The sequence below is a fragment of the Sedimenticola hydrogenitrophicus genome (genome assembly GCF_029017505.1).
In the GTDB taxonomy this organism is placed as follows: Bacteria; Pseudomonadota; Gammaproteobacteria; order Chromatiales; family Chromatiaceae; genus Sedimenticola; species Sedimenticola hydrogenitrophicus_A.
The window spans coordinates 61,742-85,222 of sequence record NZ_JAQGEI010000002.1 but is presented as its reverse complement, the minus strand read 5'-3'; the positions used below and the strand labels follow the sequence as shown (position 1 = coordinate 85,222).

Genomic DNA, 23,481 nt, shown 5'->3' with positions numbered 1-23,481 from the left:
CTCCAATCGTGGTTTGGATTATAGTCCTAAATTTTTGCCGGAAATGGAATCGACTATGCTAATTAATTATTGCTGACTACGGGAGCGGCTTATGCGACGGATGGCTTTGGGGTTGATGCTGCTGCTGTGTGGCGGGGGAGTGGCGGCGCTGGAGTTGGGAGAGATCCGCTTGCCGGACGGGTTCCGGATCGAGGTGGCGGTCGCCGACGTGACGGATGCCCGCTCCCTGGCGCTGGGGGAGCGGGGCACCCTGTTCATCGCCACCCGCCGCGGCGGGCGGGTCTACGCGGTGACCGACCGCGACGGCGATGGCCGTTTCGACCCGCCGCGCGTCCTGCTCGATGGGCTGCGCATGCCCAACGGCATCGCCATCCATGAGGGGGCGCTCTACGTGGCGGAGAACCACCGCATCGTGCGTTACGACGGCATAGAACAGCGCCTGCAATCACCCCCCGAGCCGGTGCTGCTGGCGCGTCTGCCCACCGAGACGCACCACGGCTGGCGCTACCTGGCATTCGGCCCCGACGGCCGGCTCTACGTGGCCATCGGCGCCCCCTGCAACATCTGCGACGAGCCGGGCTTTGCCACCATTGTGCGCATGCGCGCGGATGGCAGCGAGCGCGAGGTGATGGCCGCCGGGGTGCGCAACTCGGTCGGCTTCGACTGGCAGCCGGAAACCGGGGAGCTCTGGTTCAGCGACAACGGCCGCGACTGGCTCGGCGACGACCGGCCGCCGGACGAGCTGAACCGGGCGCCGCAACCGGGGCTGCACTTCGGCTATCCCTTCTGTCACGGCGGCGAGATCCCCGATCCGCTGTATGGTCGTGCGCGCCGCTGCGAGGAGTTCGCCCCGCCGGCGCTGAATCTGGGTGCCCACGTGGCCGCACTGGGGGTGCGCTTCTATACCGGGAAACAGTTTCCCGAAGCGTACCGGGGCCAGCTGTTTATCGCCGAACACGGTTCCTGGAACCGCAGCGAGCCGGTGGGCTACCGCCTCGGCCTGGCGCGCATCGAGGAGGGCCGGGTGGTCTCCTACTCCCCCTTTGCCGAGGGCTGGCTGGGTGCCGAGGGGGTGAGCGGCCGCCCGGTGGACCTGCTGGTGGCGCCGGACGGTTCGCTGCTGGTGTCGGACGACCATGCCGGGGTGGTTTACCGGATATCCTATAACCCTTAGTCCTGAGGGGTGCCGGAACGGGCCAAATGGTGGATAATTGATACAGATATGAATGACACTTACTTATGCCAAGAACTACCGTCATCCCGGCGCAGGCCGGAGGAGTGGTGCAGGGATGCACCGTTTACGGACCTAAGGATGGCATCCAGCTTGCTTGATGGTGGAGGTATTCCTGGATTATTCGCTTCGCTCACCCTTCGGGCCGACTTTCAGTCGTTCAATGCGCTTCGCGCTTTTGTCCGGCCTGCGCCGGAGAAGTGGTGCATGGATGCACCGGTTACGGACCTAAGGATGGAATGACGAAAATCCTGCAATTCGCCTTGACTTAAGTGCCATTCGGTACAGATATTTACCGATTCATCTGGAGAAGCACATGCCCCAATACCGTTCCCGTACCACTACTCATGGCCGCAACATGGCCGGCGCCCGCGCCCTGTGGCGCGCCACAGGCATGACCGACGGGGATTTCGACAAGCCGATCATCGCCGTGGTCAACTCCTTTACCCAGTTCGTGCCGGGGCATGTCCACCTCAAGGACATGGGCCAACTGGTGGCCCGCGAGATCGAAAAGGCCGGCGGGGTGGCCAAGGAGTTCAACACCATCGCCGTGGATGACGGTATCGCCATGGGCCACGGCGGCATGCTCTACTCGCTGCCGTCGCGGGAGATCATCGCCGACTCGGTGGAGTACATGGTCAACGCCCACTGTGCCGATGCCATGGTCTGCATCTCCAACTGCGACAAGATCACCCCGGGGATGCTGATGGCCGCCCTGCGCCTCAATATCCCGGCGGTGTTCGTCTCCGGCGGCCCGATGGAGTCGGGCAAGACCCGGCTGCACGGCAAGGATCTGAAGCTGGACCTGGTGGACGCCATGGTGATGGCGGTGGATGACAAGGAGTCGGACGAGGACGTGGATGCCATCGAGCGCTCCGCCTGCCCCACCTGCGGCTCCTGCTCCGGCATGTTCACCGCCAACTCCATGAACTGCCTGACCGAGGCGCTGGGGCTGAGCCTGCCGGGCAACGGCTCGCTGCTGGCCACCCACGCCGACCGCCGCGAGCTGTTCCTGGAGGCGGGCCGCCTGGTGGTGGATATCGCTCGCCGCTATTACGAGCAGGACGAGGCGGCGGTGCTGCCCCGCTCCATCGCCAGTTTCGATGCGTTCGAGAACGCCATGTGCCTGGATATCGCCATGGGCGGCTCCACCAACACCGTACTGCACCTGCTGGCGGCGGCCCACGAGGCCGGCGTGGACTTCACCATGGCCGACATCGACCGGCTGTCGCGCCGGGTGCCGCACCTGAGCAAGGTGGCCCCTTCCACCCCGCTCTACCACATGGAGGATGTGCATCGCGCCGGCGGCGTGATCAGCATCCTGGGCGAGTTGGCCAAGGGCGGACTGATTCATACGGACGCGGGTAGCGTGCACAGTGGCACCCTGGGCCAGGCGATCGAAAAATGGGATATCGGCCGCAGCAGCGACGAGACCGCCCGCACCCGCTACCTGGCGGGACCCGCCGGGATTCCCACCCAGACCGCGTTCAGCCAGGCGACCCGCTGGCCGGATCTGGACCTGGACCGGGCGGGGGGCTGTATCCGCGATATCGAACACGCCTACAGCCGCGATGGCGGCCTGGCGGTGCTCTACGGCAACCTGGCCGAGGCCGGCTGTATCGTCAAGACCGCCGGGGTGGACGAGTCGATCCTCCAGTTCAGCGGTCCGGCGCGCATTTTCGAGAGCCAGGAGGCGGCGGTGGAGGCGATCCTGCATGACCGGATTCAGGCCGGTGACGTGGTGCTGATCCGCTACGAGGGGCCCAAGGGCGGCCCCGGCATGCAGGAGATGCTCTATCCCACCAGCTACCTGAAATCCAAGGGGTTGGGCAAGGCGTGTGCCCTGATCACCGACGGCCGCTTCTCCGGTGGCACCTCGGGGCTCTCCATCGGCCACTGTTCACCGGAGGCGGCCGAGGGCGGCGCCATCGGCCTGGTGGAAGAGGGCGACCGGATCGAGATCGATATCCCCGGCCGCACCATCCAGCTGGCGGTCCCGGAAGCGGAGTTGGCAACACGCCGCGCGGCGATGGAGGCGAAGGGGGAGCAGGCCTGGCAGCCGGTTAACCGTGAACGGGTGGTCTCCCAGGCGCTGCAGGCCTATGCCGCCCTGACCACCAGTGCCGCCCGTGGGGCGGTGCGCGACGTCAGCCAGTTGAAGCGCTGATGCCGTTCCACGCCTGAGCCGTTAAGTTGTCGTAGGGGCAGGCCCCCGTGCCTGCCCTTTTCCCAATAGAACGCCGCCCACGAAAGCAAGGTGTCGGAGTCAGGCCGTAGTGTGCTGTTGTCCTTTTTGAAAACTTGGGCGACCTGACTCCGACACCTGATTCTTGAATACCGTACCTTAGAGCGATCCCCAGGAGCTCTTGCGCCTGCGTACCCGCAGACTCGGCAGGATCAGTCCCAGGATGATGCCGCCGACCACCACGCCGCCGCCGATCAGGAACCAGCGCTGGGCGCTGTCGTTACCCAGCTCGCGATTGGTCTGCTTCAGCTCCTCGGCTTCCCGGGTCAGGGTGGCGACCTGTTTGCGCAGCTCGTTGCGCTCGTCGGCGATGCGCACCGCGTTGGCGGCGGTACGCTTGATCGACTGCAGCTCGTCATCCAGGGCCTGTTTCTGCTGCTGCAGCTGGTCGCGCTGGCCGGTGAGGGTCTGGTATTCGTCCTGCAGCTTGCTCAGCTTGGCGCTCAGCAGTTCCGGTGCCTCCTGCAGCTCGGCCAATTTGGCTTCCGCCGACACCAGGCGGTCCCGGGCGCTCGGGGTCGCCATCAGCTGCCGGGTGAGGACATAGCCGGTGGTGCCATCACGGGTCCTTACCTGGGAGTAGCCGTTTTCGCTGTTGGAGTTGATTATTTCGACCTGATCACCGCTGGGGAGCATGCTGATAATCTTGTGTGATGTGCTCTCTCCGGAACGCAGGGTGATCTTGAACTGGTCGGTGACGTAACGGGACTCGGCATGCAGACCGGACATCGCCGTCAGCAGTACCAGGGGGATCAGGTATCTTTTCACGCTCGCCTCTGTGTGGGTGGAAATTTTCGCGCATTCTTTCAGATAGGCTGCCGCCTGTCCAAGCCGGAGATCACAAATCCCTCGTTGTCCGGGCCTGCCGGCGCCTGTTATGCACATCGATTTGTCTCTCCCTAACGCAGTTGGAATATGCTGTCAACAGCCCTGCCGTATTTTCTGCTTTATTTGTAACGCATTGATTATAAAGAAAATAAATAACTGTATGAAAAATTATCAATTTAACCCAAATACACTGTTGTTGCGGCCTCGCGCCGGTTACCCAGAATTTGTCCACAAAGTTATCCACAGGTTCTGTGAGTAACCGGCAAACAGCTTCTGTGACAGGCGGATGTCACTTTTGTTGCATGCTGTTCCTTATGAAGTGTACCTAACCTACTGACTCTGCGCGTGAAGCCCAGAAATATGACCTCATACAGAGGATAGATGAGCCAGCCATCCTGAAGTTGTATATAATGCGCCGCCTTTAATCTACCTTGGTTCGCGGTCCCGCACATGAAACAGTTACGTAATATCGCCATCATCGCCCACGTCGATCATGGCAAAACCACCCTGGTCGACAAGCTGCTGCAGCAGTCCGGCACCCTCGGCGATCGCTTCGGACCACTGGAACGGCTGATGGACTCCAATGATCTGGAGAAGGAGCGGGGCATCACCATCCTCTCCAAGAACACCTCGATCACTTGGAATGACTACCGGATCAACATCGTCGACACCCCGGGCCACGCCGATTTCGGTGGCGAGGTGGAGCGGGTGCTCTCCATGGTGGACTCGGTGCTGCTGCTGGTGGATGCGGTGGAGGGGCCGATGCCCCAGACCCGCTTCGTCACCCAGAAGGCGTTCCAGCACGGCCTGAAACCGATCGTGGTGGTGAACAAGATCGACCGTGAAGGGGCGCGTCCTGACTGGGTGATCGATCAGACCTTCGAGCTGTTCGACCGCCTCGGTGCCACCGACGAGCAGCTCGACTTCCCCATTATCTACGCCTCCGCCATCAATGGCTATGCCAGTGAAAGCAGTGACGCGCGTGAAGGGGATATGACCCCGCTGTTCGAGGCCATCGTCAAAAACTGCAGGGCCCCGGACGTGGACCCTGACAGCCCGTTCCAGATGCAGGTCTCGACCCTGGCCTACAACAGCTATGTGGGGGCCATCGCGGTGGGCCGCATCACCCGCGGCACGGTACGGCGCAACATGCCGATCACCCTCATTACCCGGGACGGCGACCAGCGCCGGGAGAAGATCGGCAAGGTATTCGGTTTCCTGGGCCTGGATCGGGTGGAGGTGGAGAGCGCCTCGGCCGGCGATATCATCGCCCTGTCGGGTATCGCCGCGCCCAATGTTTCCGATACCCTGTGTGATCCCGAGCATCCACAGATCATGTCCCCACTGACCGTGGACGAACCGACGGTGAGCATGACCTTCCAGGTCAACACCTCGCCGTTCGCCGGCAAGGAGGGCAAGTACCTGACCTCCCGGCAGTTGAAGGAGCGGCTGGAGAGGGAGCTGATCCACAACGTGGCGCTGCGGGTGGAAGAGGGCACCGATCCGGAAAAATTCCGCGTCTCCGGGCGTGGCGAACTGCACCTCTCGATCCTGCTGGAGACCATGCGCCGCGAGGGCTACGAGCTGGCCGTCTCGCGCCCAGAGGTGATCTTCCGCGAGGTGGACGGTGAAGTGTGCGAGCCCTACGAACAGCTCACCGTGGATGTCGAAGAAGACGACCAGGGCGGTATCATGGAGGCCCTCGGTAGCCGCAAGGGCGATCTGCAGGATATGGTGCCGGACGGCAAGGGGCGGGTGCGCCTGGATTACATCATCCCGTCGCGTGGCCTGATCGGTTTCCAGACCGAATTCATGACCCTCACCTCCGGTTCCGGGCTGATCTACCATGTATTTGACCATTACGGTCCGGCCCAGCACGGCGGCATTGCGCCGCGCAACAACGGCGTGCTGATCGCCAACTCCACCGGCAAGGCGCTGGGCTATGCCCTGTTCAATCTGCAGGAGCGGGGACGCCTGTTCATCGAGCATGGTATGGCGGTCTACGAGGGGCAGGTGATCGGTATCCACTCGCGGGCCAATGACCTGACGGTGAACCCGCTGAAGGGCAAGCAGCTGACCAATATCCGCGCCGCCGGCAGCGATGAGAACATCATTCTTACCCCGCCGGTCCGCTTCTCCCTAGAGCAGGCGCTGGAGTTTATTGAGGATGATGAGCTGGTGGAGGTGACGCCGAGCGCGATCCGCATCCGCAAACGTCATCTGAAGGAGCATGAGCGGAAGCGGGCCTCACGGGTGACCAGTTCGGACTGAGATTGCGCGGGCAATAAAAAACCCCGGCAGCCTTCCCTGCTGTCGGGGCATGTCGCCGGGCTTGGTTGGCAAAGGGTTCCAGTCCGTGGAATCATCCGTGATGTGTGTTGCCGATCCGTTGGCAGTCCGTTGTTTTGGCGACAGCTATAGGTTGCCACCGTAGCCGGGGTTTTGTTGTGCGCTGAATCCCCGGCCCGTGTAGGATAAATCTGAAGCACGGGTAGTTTGTGTGTCATCGGCGTTACGGCAAGGCCTGCGGAGCGGCGGGATATGACGGGGAGTGGACGTGATCGGTCTGTTACAACGAGTCTCAACGGCCCATGTGGCAATTGCCGGCCGGCGTGTCGCGCAGATAGATCGTGGCCTGTTGGTGCTGGTGGGGGTCGAGCCCGAGGACGGCGAGCGACAGGCGGACCGGCTGCTGGAGCGGCTGCTTGGTTACCGGGTGTTTCCCGATGCCGAGGGGCGTATGAACCGGAGCCTGCGGGAGATCGGCGGCGGACTGTTGCTGGTGCCCCAGTTCACCCTGGCGGCCGACACCCGTAAGGGGACCCGTCCCGGTTTCTCCACTGCCGCCGATCCGGAAAGCGGGGCGCGCCTGTTCGACTATCTGTGCGGCCAGGCGGCGGCCAGCTATGCGCCGGTCGGCTGTGGTCAATTTGGTGCCGACATGCAGGTGAGCCTGACCAACGACGGCCCGGTCACCTTCTGGCTGCAGGTGTGAGATTGGGCTGTGCTGCTCACCATCGATGCCGTAGGATGTGGTGAGCGGTGCGAACCGCATCGATCTGAGTGCGGTTGGTGCGGTTCGCAAGCTCACCGGCACCCTACATGCTGTGGTTGGTGTGGGCCGGATCTCAAATATTGCCGCTCCCGGCTCTCCTGATTGTCGTCGTAGGGGCAGGCCCCCGTGCCTGCCCGAATCGCAGATGCCCGGAGAGCGCGGGCAACCACGGGGGGTTGCCCCTACTCCATCCCTGGCCTTCGCGGCATAAGTCCATCCTTGGACAAATCAGGCATTTCCCATAGAATGCGCTATTGACCGTGGTGATGCGGTCCCCTGCCGGGTCCGGAGTAGTCGGAACCGGCAGCGCAAATCCAACCACGGACGCGATTTGAACCCGCTGGAGTCGACCCATGCAGCGTCAAGCTGAGATCGAACGCAATACCCTGGAGACCCGCATCCGGGTCAAGCTGAACCTGGACGGCACGGGCGCATCGAGCCTGGAAACCGGCATGCCATTCCTCGAACACATGCTGGACCAGGTGGCGCGGCACGGCCTGATCGATCTTGAGGTCAGTGCCCAGGGTGATCTGCACATCGATGGACACCACTCGGCCGAGGATATCGGTATTACCATCGGTCAGGCGGTGGCCCAGGCGGTCGGTGACAAGAAGGGGATCCGCCGCTACGGTCACGCCTATGTGCCGTTGGACGAGGCGCTGAGCCGGGTAGTGCTCGATTTCTCCGGCCGCCCCGGTCTGGAGTTCGACGTGGCCTTTCCGCGCGCCATGATCGGTGCCTTCGATACCGACCTGTTCTACGAGTTCTTCCAGGGCTTCGTCAATCACGCCGGGGTGACCCTGCACGTGGACAATCTGCGCGGCCGCAACAGCCACCACATCGCCGAGACCGTGTTCAAGGCGTTTGGCCGGGCATTGCGCATGGCCCTGGAAGCCGATCCGCGGATGGCGGGGGTGATCCCCTCCACCAAGGGCAGCCTTTAATCCTCTACACGCTGGCAGTCTGAAGCTATGTCGAAAACCATCGCAGTCATTGATTATGGCATGGGCAACCTGCGCTCGGTCTCCAAGGCGATCGAGCATGTGGCGGCGGCGGATGACCGGATCCATGTGACCGATGATCCCGAGCTGATCCTGCAGGCCGACCGGGTGGTGTTTCCGGGGCAGGGCGCGGCCCGCGACTGCATGGCCGCGATCTCCAACCACCACCTCAACCGGGCCGTGCTGGAGGCCGCCAGCAGCAAGCCGTTTCTCGGTATCTGTATGGGCATGCAGGTACTGATGAGCTTCAGCGAGGAGAACCAGGGCACCCAACTGATGGGGCTGTTTCCCGGCCAGGTGAGACACTTTTCCGAGTCCCGGGACGCCCAGGGGGTGCGCCTGAAGATCCCCCAGATGGGCTGGAACCGGGTCAGCCAGACCCGTCCCCACCCGCTGTGGGAGGGGATCGAGGACCAGACCCGGTTCTATTTCGTGCACAGCTATTATGTCGATCCGGAACAGCCGGAACTGGTGGCGGGCACCACCGACTACGGCATACGGTTCACCAGCGTGATCGCCCGGGACAACCTGTTCGCCACTCAGTTCCACCCGGAGAAGAGCGCTGATGCCGGCCTGCGGCTGCTGCGTAACTTCGTAAACTGGCAGCCCTGACGGCACCCGAACCTGCCATTGACTTTATATAGGTACCGAACGTGTTACTGATACCCGCAATTGATCTGAAGGATGGCCGCTGCGTGCGGCTGCGCCAGGGCCGCATGGAGGATGAGACCATCTTCTCCGACGATCCGGTCGAGGTGGCCGGGCGCTGGGTCGAGGCGGGCGCCCGCCGCCTGCATCTGGTGGACCTGAACGGCGCCTTCGCCGGCGAGCCGGTCAACGGCGGGGTGATCCGGGCGATCGCTGCCGCCTATCCCGAGCTGCCGATCCAGGTGGGCGGCGGCATCCGCGACGAGCGCACCATCCAGGCCTACCTGGATGCCGGCGTGAACTTTGTCATTATCGGCACCCAGGCGGTCAAGGAGCCGGCCTTTGTCGGCCGCGCCTGCTCCGCCTTTCCGGGCCATGTGATCGTCGGCCTGGACGCCAAGGAGGGGATGGTGGCGATCGACGGCTGGGCCACCGTGACCGACCAGGAGGTGACCGAACTGTCGCGCCGCTTCGAGCAGGACGGCGTCTCCGCCATCGTCTACACCGACATCGGCCGCGACGGTATGCTCAGCGGACCCAATGTACAGGCCACCGCCGCACTGGCCAATGCGGTCAGCATCCCCATCGTGGCCTCCGGCGGCATCACCGATATCGGCGATATCGAAGCGCTCTGCAAGGCGGACACCGACAACATCATGGGCGCCATCACCGGCCGCGCCATCTATGAGGGCACCCTGGACTTTGCCGCGGGCCAGGCCCTGGCCGATCGCCTGAGCGGCTGAATTCCGCGGGACCCCAACCAGAGATGAATGGCACTAAGTTAAGCCCCGAGCCCCGTCATCCCGGCGCAGGCCGGGATCCAGAATCCGCATCCGCGGTGAGTTTATGGATTCCATCCTTAGGTCCGTAAACGGTGCATCCCTGCACCACTCCTCCGGCCTGCGCCGGAATGACGAAAAAATGGACTCCTGCCTTAACTTAGTGCCATTCCAACCAGAGATCAGAAACCATGCTGGCCAAGAGAATCATACCCTGCCTGGATGTGGACGCCGGACGCGTCGTCAAGGGCGTCAAGTTTGTCGATATCCGCGACGCCGGCGATCCGGTGGAGGTGGCGCGGCGCTACAACAGCGAGGGGGCCGACGAGATCACCTTCCTGGATATCACCGCCAGCTCGGATGACCGGGAGACCATCGTGCACGTGGTGGAACAGGTGGCCGGCGAGGTGTTCATCCCGCTCACCGTGGGCGGCGGCATCCGCACCAGCGAGGATGTGCGGCGCATGCTCAATGCCGGTGCCGACAAGGTGGCGATCAACACCGCGGCGGTGTTCAATCCCGAGTTCGTCCGCGAGGCCACCAGCCGCTTCGGCTCCCAGTGCATCGTGGTGGCGATCGACGCGAAACGGACCAGTGGTGAGGGCGAGCCGGCCAAGTGGGAGATCTTCACCCACGGCGGGCGCAAGCCGACCGGGCTGGACGCCATCGAGTGGGCGCGCAAGATGGTGGAGTACGGTGCCGGCGAGATCCTGCTCACCAGCATGGACCGGGACGGCACCAAGATCGGTTTCGACCTGGAACTGACCCGGGCCATCAGCGACGCGGTGACGGTGCCGGTGATCGCCTCCGGCGGGGTGGGCAATCTGCAGCACCTGGTGGACGGCGTGGTGCAGGGCGGCGCCGACGCGGTGCTGGCCGCCAGCATCTTCCACTTCGCTGAATACAGCATCGAGGAGGCCAAGCGGTTCATGGCCGCGCAGGGCGTGGAGGTGCGGCTGTGAGCGATCTGCTGGCACGCCTGGCCGAGGTGCTGGAGGCGCGCAAGGGGGCCGATCCCGATTCCTCCTATGTGGCCCGGCTTTACGACAAGGGGCTGGACGCCATCCTGAAAAAAATCGGCGAAGAGGCCACCGAAACGGTGATGGCCGCCAAGGACGGGGAACGGGAAAAGCTGGTCTACGAGATTGCCGATCTGTGGTTTCACAGCCTGGTCCTGCTGGCTCACCAGGGGTTGAAACCCCAGGACGTGCTGGATGAACTGGATCGCCGTTTCGGCCTCTCCGGTCTGGAGGAGAAGGCCCGGCGTGGGAAGTAACCGGGGCTGTTAAAAACCCTGCGTCCCGGGTTATTTTCAGTTATTATCGAACTCTTATGGCGGATCCCCTTCCGCCGGTGAGGCGATTGTTTCGTAGGCCTTTTGAGTTTAAGGGCCGTTGTTTCGAGTGGAGAAGAGTATGGGTTTTGGCGGAATCAGTATCTGGCAGTTGTTGATCGTTCTGGTAATTGTGCTGCTGCTGTTTGGAACCAAACGGCTCAAGAACATCGGTTCTGATCTGGGTAACGCGGTGAAGGGCTTCAAGGGTGCCATGAAGGACGAAAAGAAGGGTGACGACAGCGCCCGTCTGGAACAGGCCGATGAAGAGAAGATTATTGAAGGTGAGGTGACCAACAAGGAAGAGCCCTCCAGCTCCAAGAAATCCTGATCTGCCGGCCCGTGTTGACTGCATGCCAGGTTGTTTGAACTATGTTTGATATCGGCTTCTGGGAGTTGGCAATCATCGCCCTGGTGGCGCTGCTGGTAGTCGGACCGGAGCGTCTTCCGAAACTGGCCTATACCGCCGGCAAGTGGCTGGGCAAGGGCCGCAAGATGCTGCAGCAGGTGAAAAACGAGATCGACAAGGAGATGAAGGCGGAGGAGTTGAAAGAGATCCTCGAAGAGCAGAAAAAACAGCTCAACCCCCTGGAAGAGATCGTCGAAGAGACCAGTGAAACCCTGCGCGATTTTACCCAGGAAGCCAACAAGTCGGTCCGCGAGCTGGAACAGCAGCCCACTACCGGGGAACCTTCGCAGGACCGCTCCGATGATACCCCGAAATAGCCGCAACGAAACCCCATGACCACAGAGAATGACGGGGTGGACGCCCTGACAGAACAACCCTTTGTAACCCATCTGCTGGAGCTGCGTGATCGGCTGTTGCGGGCGGTGATCGTCGTGGGTGTCATCTTCGCCTCCCTGTTCTACTTCAGCAATGACATCTACCAGATGGTGGCCGGGCCGCTGATGGCCCATCTGCCGGCAGGCTCGTCGATGATCGCCACCGAGGTGGCCTCGCCCTTCCTGACCCCGTTCAAGCTGACCCTGATGTCGTCGATCTTTATCGGCATGCCGTTCATTCTCTACCAGCTCTGGGCCTTTATCGCGCCGGGGCTGTACAAGCACGAGAAGCGGCTGATGATACCGCTGGTGGCCTCCAGCGCGCTGCTGTTCTACGTCGGGGTGCTGTTCGCCTATTTCGTTGTCTTCCCGCTGGTGTTCGCCTTCATGGCCAGCACCACCCCCGAGGGCGTGGTGATGGCGACCGACATCGCCAAATATCTCGATTTCGTCCTCAGCCTGTTTTTCGCCTTCGGCATCGCCTTCGAGGTGCCGATCGCCACCATCATCCTGGTCGCCATGGGCATGACCACACCGGATAGCCTGACCGAGAAGCGGCCCTACATCATCGTCGGCGCCTTCGCTGCCGGTATGCTGCTGACCCCGCCCGACGTGATCTCCCAGACCCTGCTGGCCTTGCCGATGTGGATACTGTTCGAGATCGGCGTCTTCTTCTCGCGCATGGTCTTGCGCGAGAAGGAGCGGCGTGAACGCGAGGCCGAAGCGCAGGATGATGCAGACACCGATGGTCAGCCGGATGGCGCTACCGACGCGGCGCCGAAGCAGCCGGGGCCAACGGCGGGCGCGCCGGCGTTTGTCACCGACCCCGCCTTTGAGGTGGATGACACGACGCTGGACCCGGAGCGCTTCAAGCCGCTGACCGAGGCCGAGCTGGAGGCCGAACTGAACGCCATCGAGGCCGAGGAAGAGGCGGGTGACCTGGGCGAGTCCGACGATGCCGGGATGTATGACGAGGTGATCGAGGAGAAGCTGCGGCGGGTCCAGGAGCTGCGCGATCAGAACGAGGAGGTCAAGGCCCGGGGACTGCTGTACGAGATCCTGGGTGAGGCCGGCCCCGAACAAGCCAAGGTGGCCCGCAACATCCTCAATCAGCTGGACGAGGATTATTGAGCGCCCACCGCGCACGCCCGTTCAGAATCAATCGACATAGGGCGTAACCCTGCCTGAACATACCATGTGCATCAACCGTGTCCGATGCGGTTGGTTTCACGCACCACATCTAGGTCACCGACAAAACACTGCTCAGCACCGTAGCCTGGATGGAGCCGCTAACCCCCCAAACAGGGGATCCGTATGCGCCAGCAGTGGCGGAATCCGGGGAACAAACTTCGACCGACACCATCCCGGATTTCGCCCGTCCGGGGCTGTGCGCCCGTTAAGCTCCCATGAAGTGGGCTCCATCCAGGCTACAAGCTACGATGTCCAGAGTAGAATGCCGGGGGCTGCCGGTGAGGCACCGCAGTGCTCAGCGGTAGCGCATGCGTGTGCCGTGCACCAGGGAGAGGGTGATCTCCTCGGCCGACAGCTGGCTGGGAAACAGGGTGCCGGAAATCTTGGCGCCGCTGATGCTGGCCCCGTCGAGGTTGGTCTCGGAGAGGTCCAGGCCGCGCAGATCCGCCTGGCGCAGGTAGCAGTCCCCCAGGTCGAGATGCTTTACCTCCAGCTTGCGCAGGTCCAGGGCGCGCAGATCCGCCCTCCTCAGGTCGCAGGGGGTCCCGGACTGGCGGTGCTGATTGAACTGCTCGACGTGACCCTCGCGGAGCATCTGGTAGAGCGGGTCGTCTTTGATGGTGGGTGTGGTCATACTGTTTATCGTTCTGTGGTTGCTGTTGAGAAGCGCCGACGCCACACGAAATAGGGGTAGGCTTGTGTCGCAGAACATTATAGTAGAGAGTTTAGTCATTGCGAACCGTATTCATTGTGTTTAATATGCTTCAAAATACTAAAGGGAAATGGCTTCATGAAGATATTCATCCCCCGGGTACCGCCGGTGACCAGCAGCCGTGAACTGCGGCGGCTGATTGAGCGGCTGTTGGAACAGAAGTTCCATTTTCCGTTCACCCGGCGGCCCACCATCGGCAGTTGTGAGCTGCTGCGCTTTCGCGATGACCGCGGGGTGGTGGAGTACCACGGGCTGGTCTCCGTCTACCCGGATGCGGCGGGGGCCTGGCTGATCGCCCATTTCAAGGAGCAGCGGCTGCATGGAAAGCTGTTGTTCGCCCGAGAGTTCATGGAGCGTAAACGCCAGGTCGAGGGATTTCGCCCGGAACATGACAAGCGCCGCGACAACCTCGAGATCAACAAGGTGAGTTCGGTCAATCCCAAGGTCGATGCCCAGGACCAGTTCCGCCGCGAGTATGGCACCTCCTAGGAGCCTGTTGGTCAAGCCGACAGACCCCTGACCCGCCGCCCTCGAAAATTCCCCGCTTCAATCCGGTTCCACCCACACCGCCAAAAATAGGACTCGCATGTCAGGTATCCATGCCGGGCAGGTAGCTATTCAGTAGCTGCAGGTAATTGGCCCGGGCATAGGCCGAGGCGTCGCCGGCATGGCGTTGGCTGAGCACGCCCTTGAGCTGCTCCACGGATTCGTAGGGGCTCTCTTCCAGCCACGCCTCCATATCCCGCAGTATCTGTGTCAATCGCTGCGGTCCGTGCAGCAGCAGGGTGCTGCACAGGTGGACCACGTCGGCCCCGGCAAGGAGCATCTTCAGTGCGCCCGTATGGTCGTGGATGCCGCCGGTGGCGGCCAGGCTCAGTTTCACCCGGCCGTGGAGCATGGCGATCCAGCGCATCGCCAGCAGGGATTCCGCCGGGCTGGAGAGGCGCAGTTGCGGCATCACCCGCAGGCTGTCGATATCGATATCCGGCTGGTAGAAGCGGTTGAACAGGCTGACGCCGGCGGCCCCGACCCGCTCCAGGTGGCCGACCAGGTTGGCAATGGAGCTGAACTGGGGCGACAGCTTCATGGCAATGGGCAGGCTGACGTGCTGACGCAGTTCATGGAGCAGGTCGATATAGCGGCGCTCCACCTCGGCGCCGCTCACCGTCATGTCGCCGGCAATGTAATAGACGTTCAGCTCCAACGCGTCGGCCCCAGCCTGCTGCAACGCCTTGCCATGCTCCACCCAGCCGCCCGGGGTGACGCCGTTGAGACTGGCGATGACGGGGATCTCCAGCGCCTGTTTCAGGCGTTGTAACTGCTCCAGATAAGACGCTTGCCGGGAGCGCATGCTGTCGTGCAGCGGTAGAAAGCTGGTCGCTTCGGCATGGCCCAGGGCCTGGTTGTGCAGGTAGTCGTCCATCACCTCCTGATCATGCTGCAGCTCCTCCTCGAACAGCGAGTACATCACCAGGGCGGCGGCCCCCGCGTCCTCCAGTTGTTTCGCCGTGTCAAGGCTGCGGGAGAGCGGCGAGGCGGACGGCACCAGTGGGTTTTTCAGGGTCAGGCCGAGATAGGTGGTACGCAGGTCCATGATCACTCCTTCGCCTGGCCGGGCTTCTCCGCGCCCGGGGTGGCGTAGCTCAGGTCCGCCAGCTGGCGGTAATGGCGGTAGTTGTCGAGGGCGTGTTGCTGGGCCACGCCAAGGTAGCGCTCGGCGGCCTCCGGATCGCTGCGCCACAGCATGCTGAAGCGGGTCTCCTGGCTGACAAAATCACGGTAGGCGATCGACGGCTCCCTGGAGTCCAGCTGCAACGGGTTTTCCTGGCTTGCGGCGCGGCGCGGGTCATAGCGGAACAGCGGCCAGTGACCGCTGCGCACGGCGCGGTCCTGCATGGCGTGATTGTTCGCCATGTCGGTGCCCCAGGCGGTGCAGGGGCTGTAGGCGATGATCAGGGAGACCCCGGGCCAGGACTCGGCCTCCATGAAGGCCTTGAGGGTCTGCACATCCTTGGCGCCGTAGGCCACCTGCGCCACGTAGACGTCACCGTAGGCCATGGCGATCATCGCCAGGTCCTTTTTCGCCGTCGGCTTGCCGCCGGCGGAGAATTTGGCCACCGCCCCGCGCGGTGTCGCCTTCGAGGTCTGGCCGCCGGTGTTGGAGTAAACCTCGGTGTCCAGCACCAGGATGTTGACATCGCGGCCGCAGGAGAGCACATGGTCGAGACCGCCGAAGCCGATGTCATAGGCCCAGCCGTCGCCGCCGACGATCCAGACGCTGCGCTTCACCAGACTGTCGGCCAGGCTCTCCAGCTGGCGGGCTTCGGGGAGGTCCAGCGGTTGCAGCGCTTCACGCAGCCTGGCGACGCGTTCGCGCTGTTCGTGGATGCCGGCCTCGTCCCCCTGCCCGGCGTCGAGCAACCCCCGCAACAGCGCCGCGTCGACATGGGATGCGAGCCGGTCGAGCAGTTCGATGGCCTGCTCCCGCTGCTTGTCGACGGCGATGCGCATGCCGAGGCCGAACTCGGCATTGTCCTCGAACAGTGAGTTGTTCCAGGCCGGTCCGCGGCCCTGGCTGTCCTGCGCCCAGGGCGTCGTGGGCAGATTGCCGCCGTAGATGGAGGAGCAGCCGGTGGCGTTGGCCACCAGCATGCGGTCGCCGAACAGCTGCGAGGCGAGGCGCAGATAGGGCGTTTCGCCGCAACCGGGGCAGGCACTGGAGAACTCGAACAGCGGCTGCAGCAGCATGGCGCTTTTCATCACCGTGTTGCGCACCTCGCGCCGGTCGAATTCGGGCAGGGCGAGGAAGTACTCGAAATTGACCCGCTCCTGTTCGCGCAGCGGCGGCTGGGGCGCCATGTTGAGGGCGCGCCGGCCCGGGTTCTCCTTGTCCTTGGCCGGGCAGATGTCCACGCACAGGCCGCAGCCGGTGCAGTCCTCCGCTGCTACCTGGTAGACGATATGCGCACCCTCGGGGAACTCCTTGCCCTTGACCGGCATGTGCCGGAAGGTGGGCGGCAGGTCGCTGACCCGGGCGGGATCGAACAGCTTGCTGCGGATCGCCGTGTGCGGGCAGACGAAGGGGCACTTGCCGCAGGCGATGCAGAGGTTCTCGTCCCAGACCGGGATCTCCAGGGCGATGTTGCGTTTCTCCCAGCGCGTGGTGGCGGTGGGCCAGGTGCCGTCGGCGGGCATGGCGCTGACCGGCAGCCGGTCGCCCTGTCCGGCGATCAGGCGCGCGGTCACCTGCTGCACGAAGGGCGGGGCGTTGGCCGCCACCGCCGGCGGACGCTCGAAAGTCGAGGTTACCCGGTCCGGGATATTGACCTCATGCAGGTTGGCCAGGGCGTCGTCGATGGCACGGAAGTTGAGTTCCACGATCCGGTCGCCCTTGCCGCCGTAGCTCTTCTCCACCGCGTCCTTGATGGCCTGGATTGACTGATCGCGCGGTAACAGCCCGGAGATGGCGAAGTGGCAGGTCTGCATGATGGTGTTGATGCGCCGCTGCATCCCGCTCTCCTGCGCCACCCGGTAGGCATCGATGACGAAGAAACGCAGCTGCTTGTCGATGATCTGCTGCTGCATGCGTCGCGGCAGGGTGTCCCAGGCCGTTTCCGGCGTGGCGGTGGTGTTGAGCAGGAACACCGCGCCCGCTGCGGCCTTGTCCAGCAGGTCGTAGCGTTCCAGGAATATGGTCTGGTGGCAGCCGATGAACTGGGCCTGGTCGTCGCCGATCAGGTAGCTGGAGCGGATCGGTTGCTTACCAAAGCGCAGATGGGAGATGGTGACGGCACCGGCCTTCCTGGAATCGTATTCGAAATAGCCCTGGGCCTGCAGGTCGGTGGTCTCGCCGATGATCCGGATGCTGTTCTTGTTGGCGCTGACGGTGCCGTCGGAGCCGAGACCGTAGAACAGGGCGCAGTTGACCTCCCCTGCCGCATCGCTACGAAAGCCGGCATCCCAATCCAGGCTGGTGTGGGTGACATCGTCGTGGATGCCGATGGTGAATCCGTTTTTCGGCCGCTCCCGGTCCAGCTCGTCGAACACCGCCTTGACCATGCCCGGGGTGAACTCCTTGGAGGAGAGGCCGTAGCGTCCGCCGATCACCAGCGGCAGTTGACCGAGGGGCGACTCTCCGGCGGCGAAGGCATAGGCGACCGCGCCGAGCACGTCCTTGTACAGCGGTTCGCCGTCGGCGCCCGGCTCCTTGGTGCGGTCGAGCACGGCAATGCGGCGTACCGTGGCGGGCAGGGCGGCGAGCAGGGCAGCGGCATCGAACGGGCGATACAGACGCACCTTGAGCAGCCCCACCTTTTCACCCCGGGCCAGCAGGTGGTCGACGGTCTCGTGCGCCGTCTCGGCGCCGGAGCCCATCAGCACCAGCACCTGTTCGGCATCAGCGGCGCCTACATAATCGAACAGCCGGTACTGGCGGCCGGTGAGCGCCGCGAAGCGATCCATCACCCCCTGTACGATAGCGGGCATCTTCAGGTACCAGGAGTTGACGCTCTCGCGCCCCTGGAAATAGACATCGGGGTTCTGCGAGCTGCCGCGCAGCACCGGACGCTCCGGGTTGAGGGCGCGGGCGCGGTGTGCCTGCACCAGCTCGTCGCGGATCAGCTCCCGCACCACCTCGGTGCCGATGGTCTCGATCTTGGCCACCTCGTGGGAGGTGCGGAAGCCGTCGAAGAAATGGATGATCGGTACCCGGGCCTCCAGGGTCGCCGCCTGGGCGATCAGCGCCAGGTCGTGGACCTCCTGGACCGAGTTGGCGCACAGCATGGCGAACCCGGTGCCGCGCGCCGCCATCACGTCGGCGTGGTCGCAAAAGATGGAGAGGGCCTGGGCCGCCAGGGAGCGCGATGCCACGTGCAGCACCATCGGTGTCAGTTCGGCGGCGATCTTGTACAGGTTGGGGATCATCAGCAGCAGGCCCTGGGAGGCGGTGAAGCTGGTGCACAGCGCCCCGCCCTGCAGGGCGCCGTGCAGGGCGCCGGCGGCGCCGCCCTCGCTCTGCATCTCGATAATGCCGGGCACCGTGCCCCACAGGTTGCGGCGCCCCTGCGCCGACCACGCGTCGGCGTGCTCGCCCATGGGCGAGGCAGGGGTGATGGGGTAGATGGCGATGACTTCGTTGGTCAGGTGGGCGATGATGGCGGCGGCTTCGTTGCCGTCGATGGTGGCCTGGTGCTGCATGTGTTTCTCCCGTTACTGAGCGGGGCGTTGTCTCCGTCCCTGAATGGAAGCATAGCCTAGACCCAGGGGGTCATCGGTTACCGATGACCCCGGTCTTTTCGCTGTTAGACAAGCACCCATTCACGCCATGTTCATTTGCACATAAAATGCTATTATAATGACAAATACACAATCGGAGACGGATATGGCCCACAGCAGGCGACAAGACGCTTTAGACGAGTCCGCCGTACTCGGCGAGGCCGTAATCAACGCTGGCAGGAAGCTCGGCTTTAGCGGTGACGAAGTCGGCAACATCATCGGCCGGAGCCGTACCACGATCACCCGCAATGGGGTTGATCCACACTCCAAGAGCGGCGAAATCGCCCTCATGGTGGTGCGGGTGTATCGCTCGCTGTATGCCTTGATCGGCCGTGACGAAACGCACTTGCGGGAGTGGATGCGCTCCCCTATTCGTTCATTGCAGGCCGTTCCGGCCGACATGATGCACCGTATCGACGGGCTGGTGACGCTAACCCGCTATCTGGATGCGATGCGGGGTCGTGTTTGAGCGATATCTGGTCGGATGGCGGCCGGAAGTGTGTGCGGCCCATTGCCGGACGTGGCTATCGGATCGTAGAAACACAAGAACAGGCCGCCACCACGGAGATCGTCTCATCGCTGGATGCCCAGGATCTGCTTGAGAGCCTGCTGGATGACTCCAAGCCCCGAAAGCGTCCCGGAAGCGGGGCCCTGCACTACCTGCTGCAGTCACCCTTCCGTTATCCCCCGCTCGAGTGGGGAAGCCGTTTTGGCTCAACCCGGGAGCCCGGCTACCTCTACGGCGCGCTTGCCATCCAGACCGCGATGGAGGAATTTGCTTTCTATCGGCACTTCCTGTTTCAGGACGCCGTCGATCTGGCACCTGGGCGTGTCTGGACTACGCAGCACACCCAGTTTGGCTTCGACTACCGCACTGATTGTGGCATCCAGCTTCAGTTGGAGCCGTTCGCGCTGCATAGCGAAATTTTGAGGCATCCGGAAGACTACTCGACAACCCAGGCGCTGGGGATGGCCATGCGCGCGGACGGTGTGCTGGCGTTTGAGTACATCTCCGCGAGGGACCCGGATCAGGGGCTCAATGTTGCACTCTCCTCTCCCGAGGCGCTGGCCAACCCCTTGGTCCACCAAGTGGAGCAGGGCATCTGCTCGGTCGATGCCCATATGGTCACTTACAGGGCGATGGGCCTCGGTCACCACTTCCCACTCGAAAGATACCTGATCGCCGGGAAGCTTCCCCGGCCCGCAGGAAGTCGGTCAGAGTTAATCTAACAAAGTAGAAGTAAGGGTTTGTGCATCCGTTAACATCGCCTCCAGCATCGATTGCGGCAGCTCCGGCGCTTGGGCCAAGGCCAGGGCCCGTATCAGGATCGCGGCCTGCCCCTCTTCCAGCAACCCCCTGGGAAGTGCTTCACCGTAGAGCCACACCGCGGCCTGCTGGGCCGTGGGCGCGCTGGTCTCGCCGGCCAGGTCCGCGGCGGCGGCCAGCATGGCGGACAGCAGCAGTTCCACCGCGGGGCCTCGGCTCCCCTGTTCCAGCAACAGGCGTGCGGCCTCCAGGCGCTCCTCGGCCTGGCGGCGCAGCAGGGAGGGGCCTTGCGGCTGCGGCTGGGCGGCGGCGTCATAGTGCACCTGGCCCACGGCGAAGGGGAAGGCGTCGCCCAGGCGTTGCAGGCCGGTCAGCGTGAGGGGGTCCACCAGGGCTACGGGGATGTGTTGCGACAGTGTCTCGGCGAGACGTGAGGCCGCTTCGTCCACCCGGTCGATCACCACCAGCAGGCGTCCGCCGATGCCGAGGATGCGTTCGATGCGTGGGCCCAGTTCCCGTTGCAGGGCCTCGATGCAGTGGGCCAGTAACGGGGGCTCTTCCGACGCTTCCCCGTTTCCGTGCGCCGCGGGTACGGGGGTTGTCGGTCCCTCTGTTTCGGGCACGGGTGCTTCAGAATCCTGGCTGTCGGCCTGCGGGGGCTGCCCCGCCAGCTCTTCCGCCAGTGCTTCCAACAGGCGCTTGGAGACGCCTACCGTGTCCGCGGTTGCCTCCGGGTCCACCACGTTGTCAAACAGGTCGCGCTTTCCGGCCACCAGCCGCATCACCCGCTCCTCGTAGGAGTCGGGAGCCACCATCAGGATCACTTGGACCTTTTCCTTTTGTCCCAGGCGGTGCACCCGGGCGATGCGCTGGTCCAGTATCGCCGGGTTCCAGGGCACATCCAGGTTGACCAGCACCGAGGCGCTCTGCAGGTTCAGGCCGGAGCCGCCGGCATCGGTGGAGATGAACACCTGCACCGCGTCGTCATCGCGGAAACGGTCCGTCAGATCGCCCCGCTTGGCGGTCGGCACGCCGCCGTGCAGGCGCACGCAGCCCAGGCCGAGCCCGCGCAGCCGCTCCTCCACCATGGCGGTCATGCGCTCCCACTGGGAGAACACCACCGCCTTGAGACCGCCTTGCAGGCAGAGCTCGTCCAGCAGCTGGGCCAGTTCGTCGATCTTGGGCGAACCCTCGGTCACCTTGTCCACCAGGCCGGCGGCGTTGCAGGCCATGCGCGCGGCCTGCATGGCGGCCATCATGCGGTTCTGCTCGCTGGGGGTCAGGGGACGGCGTTGGGCGATCATGGCCAGGCGTCCGGCGTTGGCTGCCGCGTCGTCGTGCAGCGCCCACTGTGTGGGCGTCATCTCCACGTCCAGGCGCTGTTCGATGCGCGCCGGCAGTTGATCGGCGACCAGGCGCCGATCGCGGCGCAGCATGGCCGGGGCCAGGCGGCGGCGCAGCTCGCTGAGGTTGCGGTAGCCCAGCACCTTGCCGCGCTCGTCGGTGACGTGGAAGTCGGCCAGGTAGCGCCACAGCGGGCCGAGCAGGCGCTGATCCACCACCTGCATCAGGCTGTAGAGGTCCTCCAGCCGGTTCTCCAGCGGGGTGCCTGTCAGCACGAAGGCGTAGCGGGACGGGATGCGCTTCACCGCGGTGGCGATCTTGGTGCGCCAATTCTTGATCCGTTGGGCCTCGTCGAGGATCAGCAGGTCCGGGCAGAGGATCTCGTTGATTTCCGACAGGTCGCGCAGCGCCAGCTCGTAGTTCAGCACGGTGAAGCACTCCAGCTTGCGGTACTGGGCCCGGCGCTGGGCCGCCGGGCCCTGCACGATTTGCACCGGCAGGCTGGTGAAGCGCTCGATCTCCCGCGCCCACTGGTGCTTGAGGGAGGCGGGGCAGATCACCAGGGTGCGTTCCACCCCCTCGTGGCGGTGCAGCCAGCTGGCGGCGGCGATGGCTTGTAGGGTCTTGCCCAGGCCCATGTCATCCGCCAGCAGGGCGCGACCGTTGGCGGCCAGGAAGGCCACCCCCTCCATCTGGTAGGGGTAGAGGGTGGCCCTGATCCCCGGCAGACGGCCGCCGGTCTCGGCGATGCGCTCGCGGATTTCCGCCGCCCGCACCCGACGGGCCGCCTGCTCGGCCAGGCGTTGGGCATGCGCCTGGGCGTCGTCGCCGAGATCAATGTCGGCGCGCCCCGCCAGTGCTTCGCTCAGGCGGAAGAAGTCCTCCGGCAGACGGCCGCTGAACAGGCCCTCGGCGTCGAACCAGGCGGCCAGCAGTACCTGCAGCTTCTTACCCTTGACCGCGCCGCGGAACAGGCGGATGCGCGGTGCCTCGGGGGTATTCCAGTCCAGGTAGATATAGGGGTGTGGTGCTGTCTGGTCGGCCAGCCGTCGGTAGTCCCTGCGCTTGCTGATGCGGTGCAGGGCCGCTTCGATGTGTTTACAGGTGCCGAGTTGGTTGACCGCGAAGTCGGGGCAGGTGCAGTAGTTGGTCGGCTCGTGCAGCGAGCGGATATGCACCTGGTAGCTGCGGCCGAAGCGTGGGTCCGCGTCCACCGAACGGGCGCGCCAGGTGCCGAACCAGGGCTCGCCCCCCAGGTGTCTCACCCGCACCTCGGAACGGCCCGCCTTGCGTCGCTCGGCCAGAGCGCCTTCGCGGGCGCTGAGGAACGCCAGATCGGTGCCATCGGTGTTGGCGGCATGGGCGCACAACAGGGCTACCGCGTGGGCGCAGGGTGCGTCCTCGGCCGGCTCGCACAGACACTCCACCTGCAGGTTGCCGCTGTCGTTGTAGCTCAGGTCGACGGAGAGGGGTTCTTCGCACTCCGGGTCCTCCACCTGCCCCCACAGGGCGTTGCCGTCCGTGGCCAGATCGGTCACGCGGTTCTCCTTGAACCAGCGCAGCCCCCGTTCCACCAGTGGCGCGCCGGTCAGGGCATGGAGTTGTTCGGCATCAAAGAGGAAGGGGTCTGGTGCGGTCTCTGACATGGCGGCGCTCTGGTGGTATTTTGGGGTCGTATTTGGGATTATATGGGAAGAAACGTGGGGGGAATGATATCAGTTCTCCGCGCACTTCGCGCTGTACCGGCTTGCTGGTAGCCGGCATCAGGTGCGATACCATTCTGATCCGCA

20 protein-coding genes are annotated in these 23,481 nt (G+C 64.0%); 15 read left to right on the top strand and 5 right to left on the bottom strand.

Annotated features, from left to right (window positions below):
• The first annotated feature begins 91 nt into the window (after positions 1 to 91).
• Both O9K64_RS01700 and ilvD read left to right on the top strand, forming a co-directional pair.
• Positions 92 to 1,174: a PQQ-dependent sugar dehydrogenase gene (locus O9K64_RS01700; protein WP_335342213.1), complete on the top strand. Its 1,083-nt coding sequence runs from the start codon at positions 92 to 94 to the stop codon at positions 1,172 to 1,174.
• Positions 1,175 to 1,547: 373 nt separating this feature from the next.
• On the top strand, positions 1,548 to 3,398 hold the full coding sequence (gene ilvD, locus O9K64_RS01695; protein ID WP_275096342.1) for a dihydroxy-acid dehydratase: 1,851 nt from the start codon (positions 1,548 to 1,550) through the stop codon (positions 3,396 to 3,398).
• A 177-nt stretch (positions 3,399 to 3,575) separates the two neighbouring features.
• Here the strand turns inward: ilvD and O9K64_RS01690 are convergent, their stop codons facing one another.
• Positions 3,576 to 4,244: a TIGR04211 family SH3 domain-containing protein gene (locus O9K64_RS01690; RefSeq protein ID WP_275096341.1), complete on the bottom strand. Its 669-nt coding sequence runs from the start codon at positions 4,242 to 4,244 to the stop codon at positions 3,576 to 3,578.
• 510 nt (positions 4,245 to 4,754) lie between these two features.
• Between O9K64_RS01690 and typA the strand changes: the two genes are divergently transcribed.
• The 10 genes from typA to tatC all read left to right on the top strand — a co-directional run bounded on the left by typA (position 4,755) and on the right by tatC (position 13,034).
• A complete protein-coding gene (gene typA / locus O9K64_RS01685) occupies positions 4,755 to 6,575 on the top strand; it encodes a translational GTPase TypA (RefSeq protein WP_275096340.1) in 1,821 nt (606 codons plus the stop codon).
• A gap of 286 nt (positions 6,576 to 6,861) precedes the next feature.
• Positions 6,862 to 7,299 (top strand): D-aminoacyl-tRNA deacylase, encoded by a 438-nt coding sequence (gene dtd / locus O9K64_RS01680; RefSeq protein WP_275096339.1) that lies wholly within the window; start codon positions 6,862 to 6,864, stop codon positions 7,297 to 7,299.
• 413 nt (positions 7,300 to 7,712) lie between these two features.
• On the top strand, positions 7,713 to 8,303 hold the full coding sequence (gene hisB / locus O9K64_RS01675; RefSeq protein WP_275096338.1) for an imidazoleglycerol-phosphate dehydratase HisB: 591 nt from the start codon (positions 7,713 to 7,715) through the stop codon (positions 8,301 to 8,303).
• Between the two features lie 27 nt (positions 8,304 to 8,330).
• On the top strand, positions 8,331 to 8,972 hold the full coding sequence (gene hisH, locus O9K64_RS01670; RefSeq protein WP_275096337.1) for an imidazole glycerol phosphate synthase subunit HisH: 642 nt from the start codon (positions 8,331 to 8,333) through the stop codon (positions 8,970 to 8,972).
• Between the two features lie 41 nt (positions 8,973 to 9,013).
• Positions 9,014 to 9,751 (top strand): 1-(5-phosphoribosyl)-5-[(5-phosphoribosylamino)methylideneamino]imidazole-4-carboxamide isomerase, encoded by a 738-nt coding sequence (gene hisA / locus O9K64_RS01665; RefSeq protein WP_275096336.1) that lies wholly within the window; start codon positions 9,014 to 9,016, stop codon positions 9,749 to 9,751.
• Positions 9,752 to 9,978: 227 nt separating this feature from the next.
• Complete coding sequence (gene hisF, locus O9K64_RS01660; protein ID WP_275096335.1) at positions 9,979 to 10,749, top strand: imidazole glycerol phosphate synthase subunit HisF; 771 nt, start codon at positions 9,979 to 9,981, stop codon at positions 10,747 to 10,749.
• Complete coding sequence (locus O9K64_RS01655) at positions 10,746 to 11,063, top strand: phosphoribosyl-ATP diphosphatase (protein ID WP_275096334.1); 318 nt, start codon at positions 10,746 to 10,748, stop codon at positions 11,061 to 11,063. Before hisF ends, O9K64_RS01655 begins: the two co-directional genes overlap by 4 nt.
• A gap of 139 nt (positions 11,064 to 11,202) precedes the next feature.
• On the top strand, positions 11,203 to 11,451 hold the full coding sequence (gene tatA / locus O9K64_RS01650) for a Sec-independent protein translocase subunit TatA (RefSeq protein ID WP_275096333.1): 249 nt from the start codon (positions 11,203 to 11,205) through the stop codon (positions 11,449 to 11,451).
• A 41-nt stretch (positions 11,452 to 11,492) separates the two neighbouring features.
• Positions 11,493 to 11,846: a Sec-independent protein translocase protein TatB gene (gene tatB / locus O9K64_RS01645; protein ID WP_275096332.1), complete on the top strand. Its 354-nt coding sequence runs from the start codon at positions 11,493 to 11,495 to the stop codon at positions 11,844 to 11,846.
• A gap of 15 nt (positions 11,847 to 11,861) precedes the next feature.
• Positions 11,862 to 13,034: a twin-arginine translocase subunit TatC gene (tatC, locus tag O9K64_RS01640; protein WP_275096331.1), complete on the top strand. Its 1,173-nt coding sequence runs from the start codon at positions 11,862 to 11,864 to the stop codon at positions 13,032 to 13,034.
• A 355-nt stretch (positions 13,035 to 13,389) separates the two neighbouring features.
• On the opposite strand, the gene O9K64_RS01635 is transcribed toward tatC, so the two are convergent.
• Positions 13,390 to 13,728 carry a pentapeptide repeat-containing protein gene (locus tag O9K64_RS01635; protein WP_275096330.1) on the bottom strand — a complete coding sequence of 113 codons (339 nt, stop codon included), beginning with the start codon at positions 13,726 to 13,728 and terminating at the stop codon, positions 13,390 to 13,392.
• A 156-nt stretch (positions 13,729 to 13,884) separates the two neighbouring features.
• On the opposite strand from O9K64_RS01635, the gene O9K64_RS01630 reads away from it, so the two are divergent.
• A complete protein-coding gene (locus O9K64_RS01630; RefSeq protein WP_275096329.1) occupies positions 13,885 to 14,295 on the top strand; it encodes a hypothetical protein in 411 nt (136 codons plus the stop codon).
• A gap of 100 nt (positions 14,296 to 14,395) precedes the next feature.
• Here O9K64_RS01630 and O9K64_RS01625 read toward each other — a convergent pair whose 3' ends face one another.
• Both O9K64_RS01625 and nifJ read right to left on the bottom strand, forming a co-directional pair.
• Positions 14,396 to 15,400 (bottom strand): dihydroorotate dehydrogenase-like protein, encoded by a 1,005-nt coding sequence (locus tag O9K64_RS01625; RefSeq protein ID WP_275096328.1) that lies wholly within the window; start codon positions 15,398 to 15,400, stop codon positions 14,396 to 14,398.
• Between the two features lie 2 nt (positions 15,401 to 15,402).
• Positions 15,403 to 19,002: a pyruvate:ferredoxin (flavodoxin) oxidoreductase gene (gene nifJ / locus O9K64_RS01620; RefSeq protein ID WP_275096326.1), complete on the bottom strand. Its 3,600-nt coding sequence runs from the start codon at positions 19,000 to 19,002 to the stop codon at positions 15,403 to 15,405.
• 184 nt (positions 19,003 to 19,186) lie between these two features.
• Here nifJ and O9K64_RS01615 point away from each other — a divergent pair, with 184 nt between their 5' ends.
• Both O9K64_RS01615 and O9K64_RS01610 read left to right on the top strand, forming a co-directional pair.
• The gene (locus O9K64_RS01615; RefSeq protein WP_275096325.1) at positions 19,187 to 19,549 is read left to right on the top strand and encodes an MbcA/ParS/Xre antitoxin family protein; all 363 of its coding nucleotides are present in this window, start codon (positions 19,187 to 19,189) and stop codon (positions 19,547 to 19,549) included.
• On the top strand, positions 19,546 to 20,310 hold the full coding sequence (locus O9K64_RS01610; RefSeq protein ID WP_275096324.1) for an RES family NAD+ phosphorylase: 765 nt from the start codon (positions 19,546 to 19,548) through the stop codon (positions 20,308 to 20,310). The genes O9K64_RS01615 and O9K64_RS01610 overlap by 4 nt, the downstream gene beginning before the upstream one ends.
• Here O9K64_RS01610 and O9K64_RS01605 read toward each other — a convergent pair.
• The gene (locus tag O9K64_RS01605; RefSeq protein ID WP_275096323.1) at positions 20,302 to 23,337 is read right to left on the bottom strand and encodes a DEAD/DEAH box helicase; all 3,036 of its coding nucleotides are present in this window, start codon (positions 23,335 to 23,337) and stop codon (positions 20,302 to 20,304) included. The genes O9K64_RS01610 and O9K64_RS01605 overlap by 9 nt on opposite strands.
• Between the last annotated feature and the right edge of the window lie 144 nt (positions 23,338 to 23,481).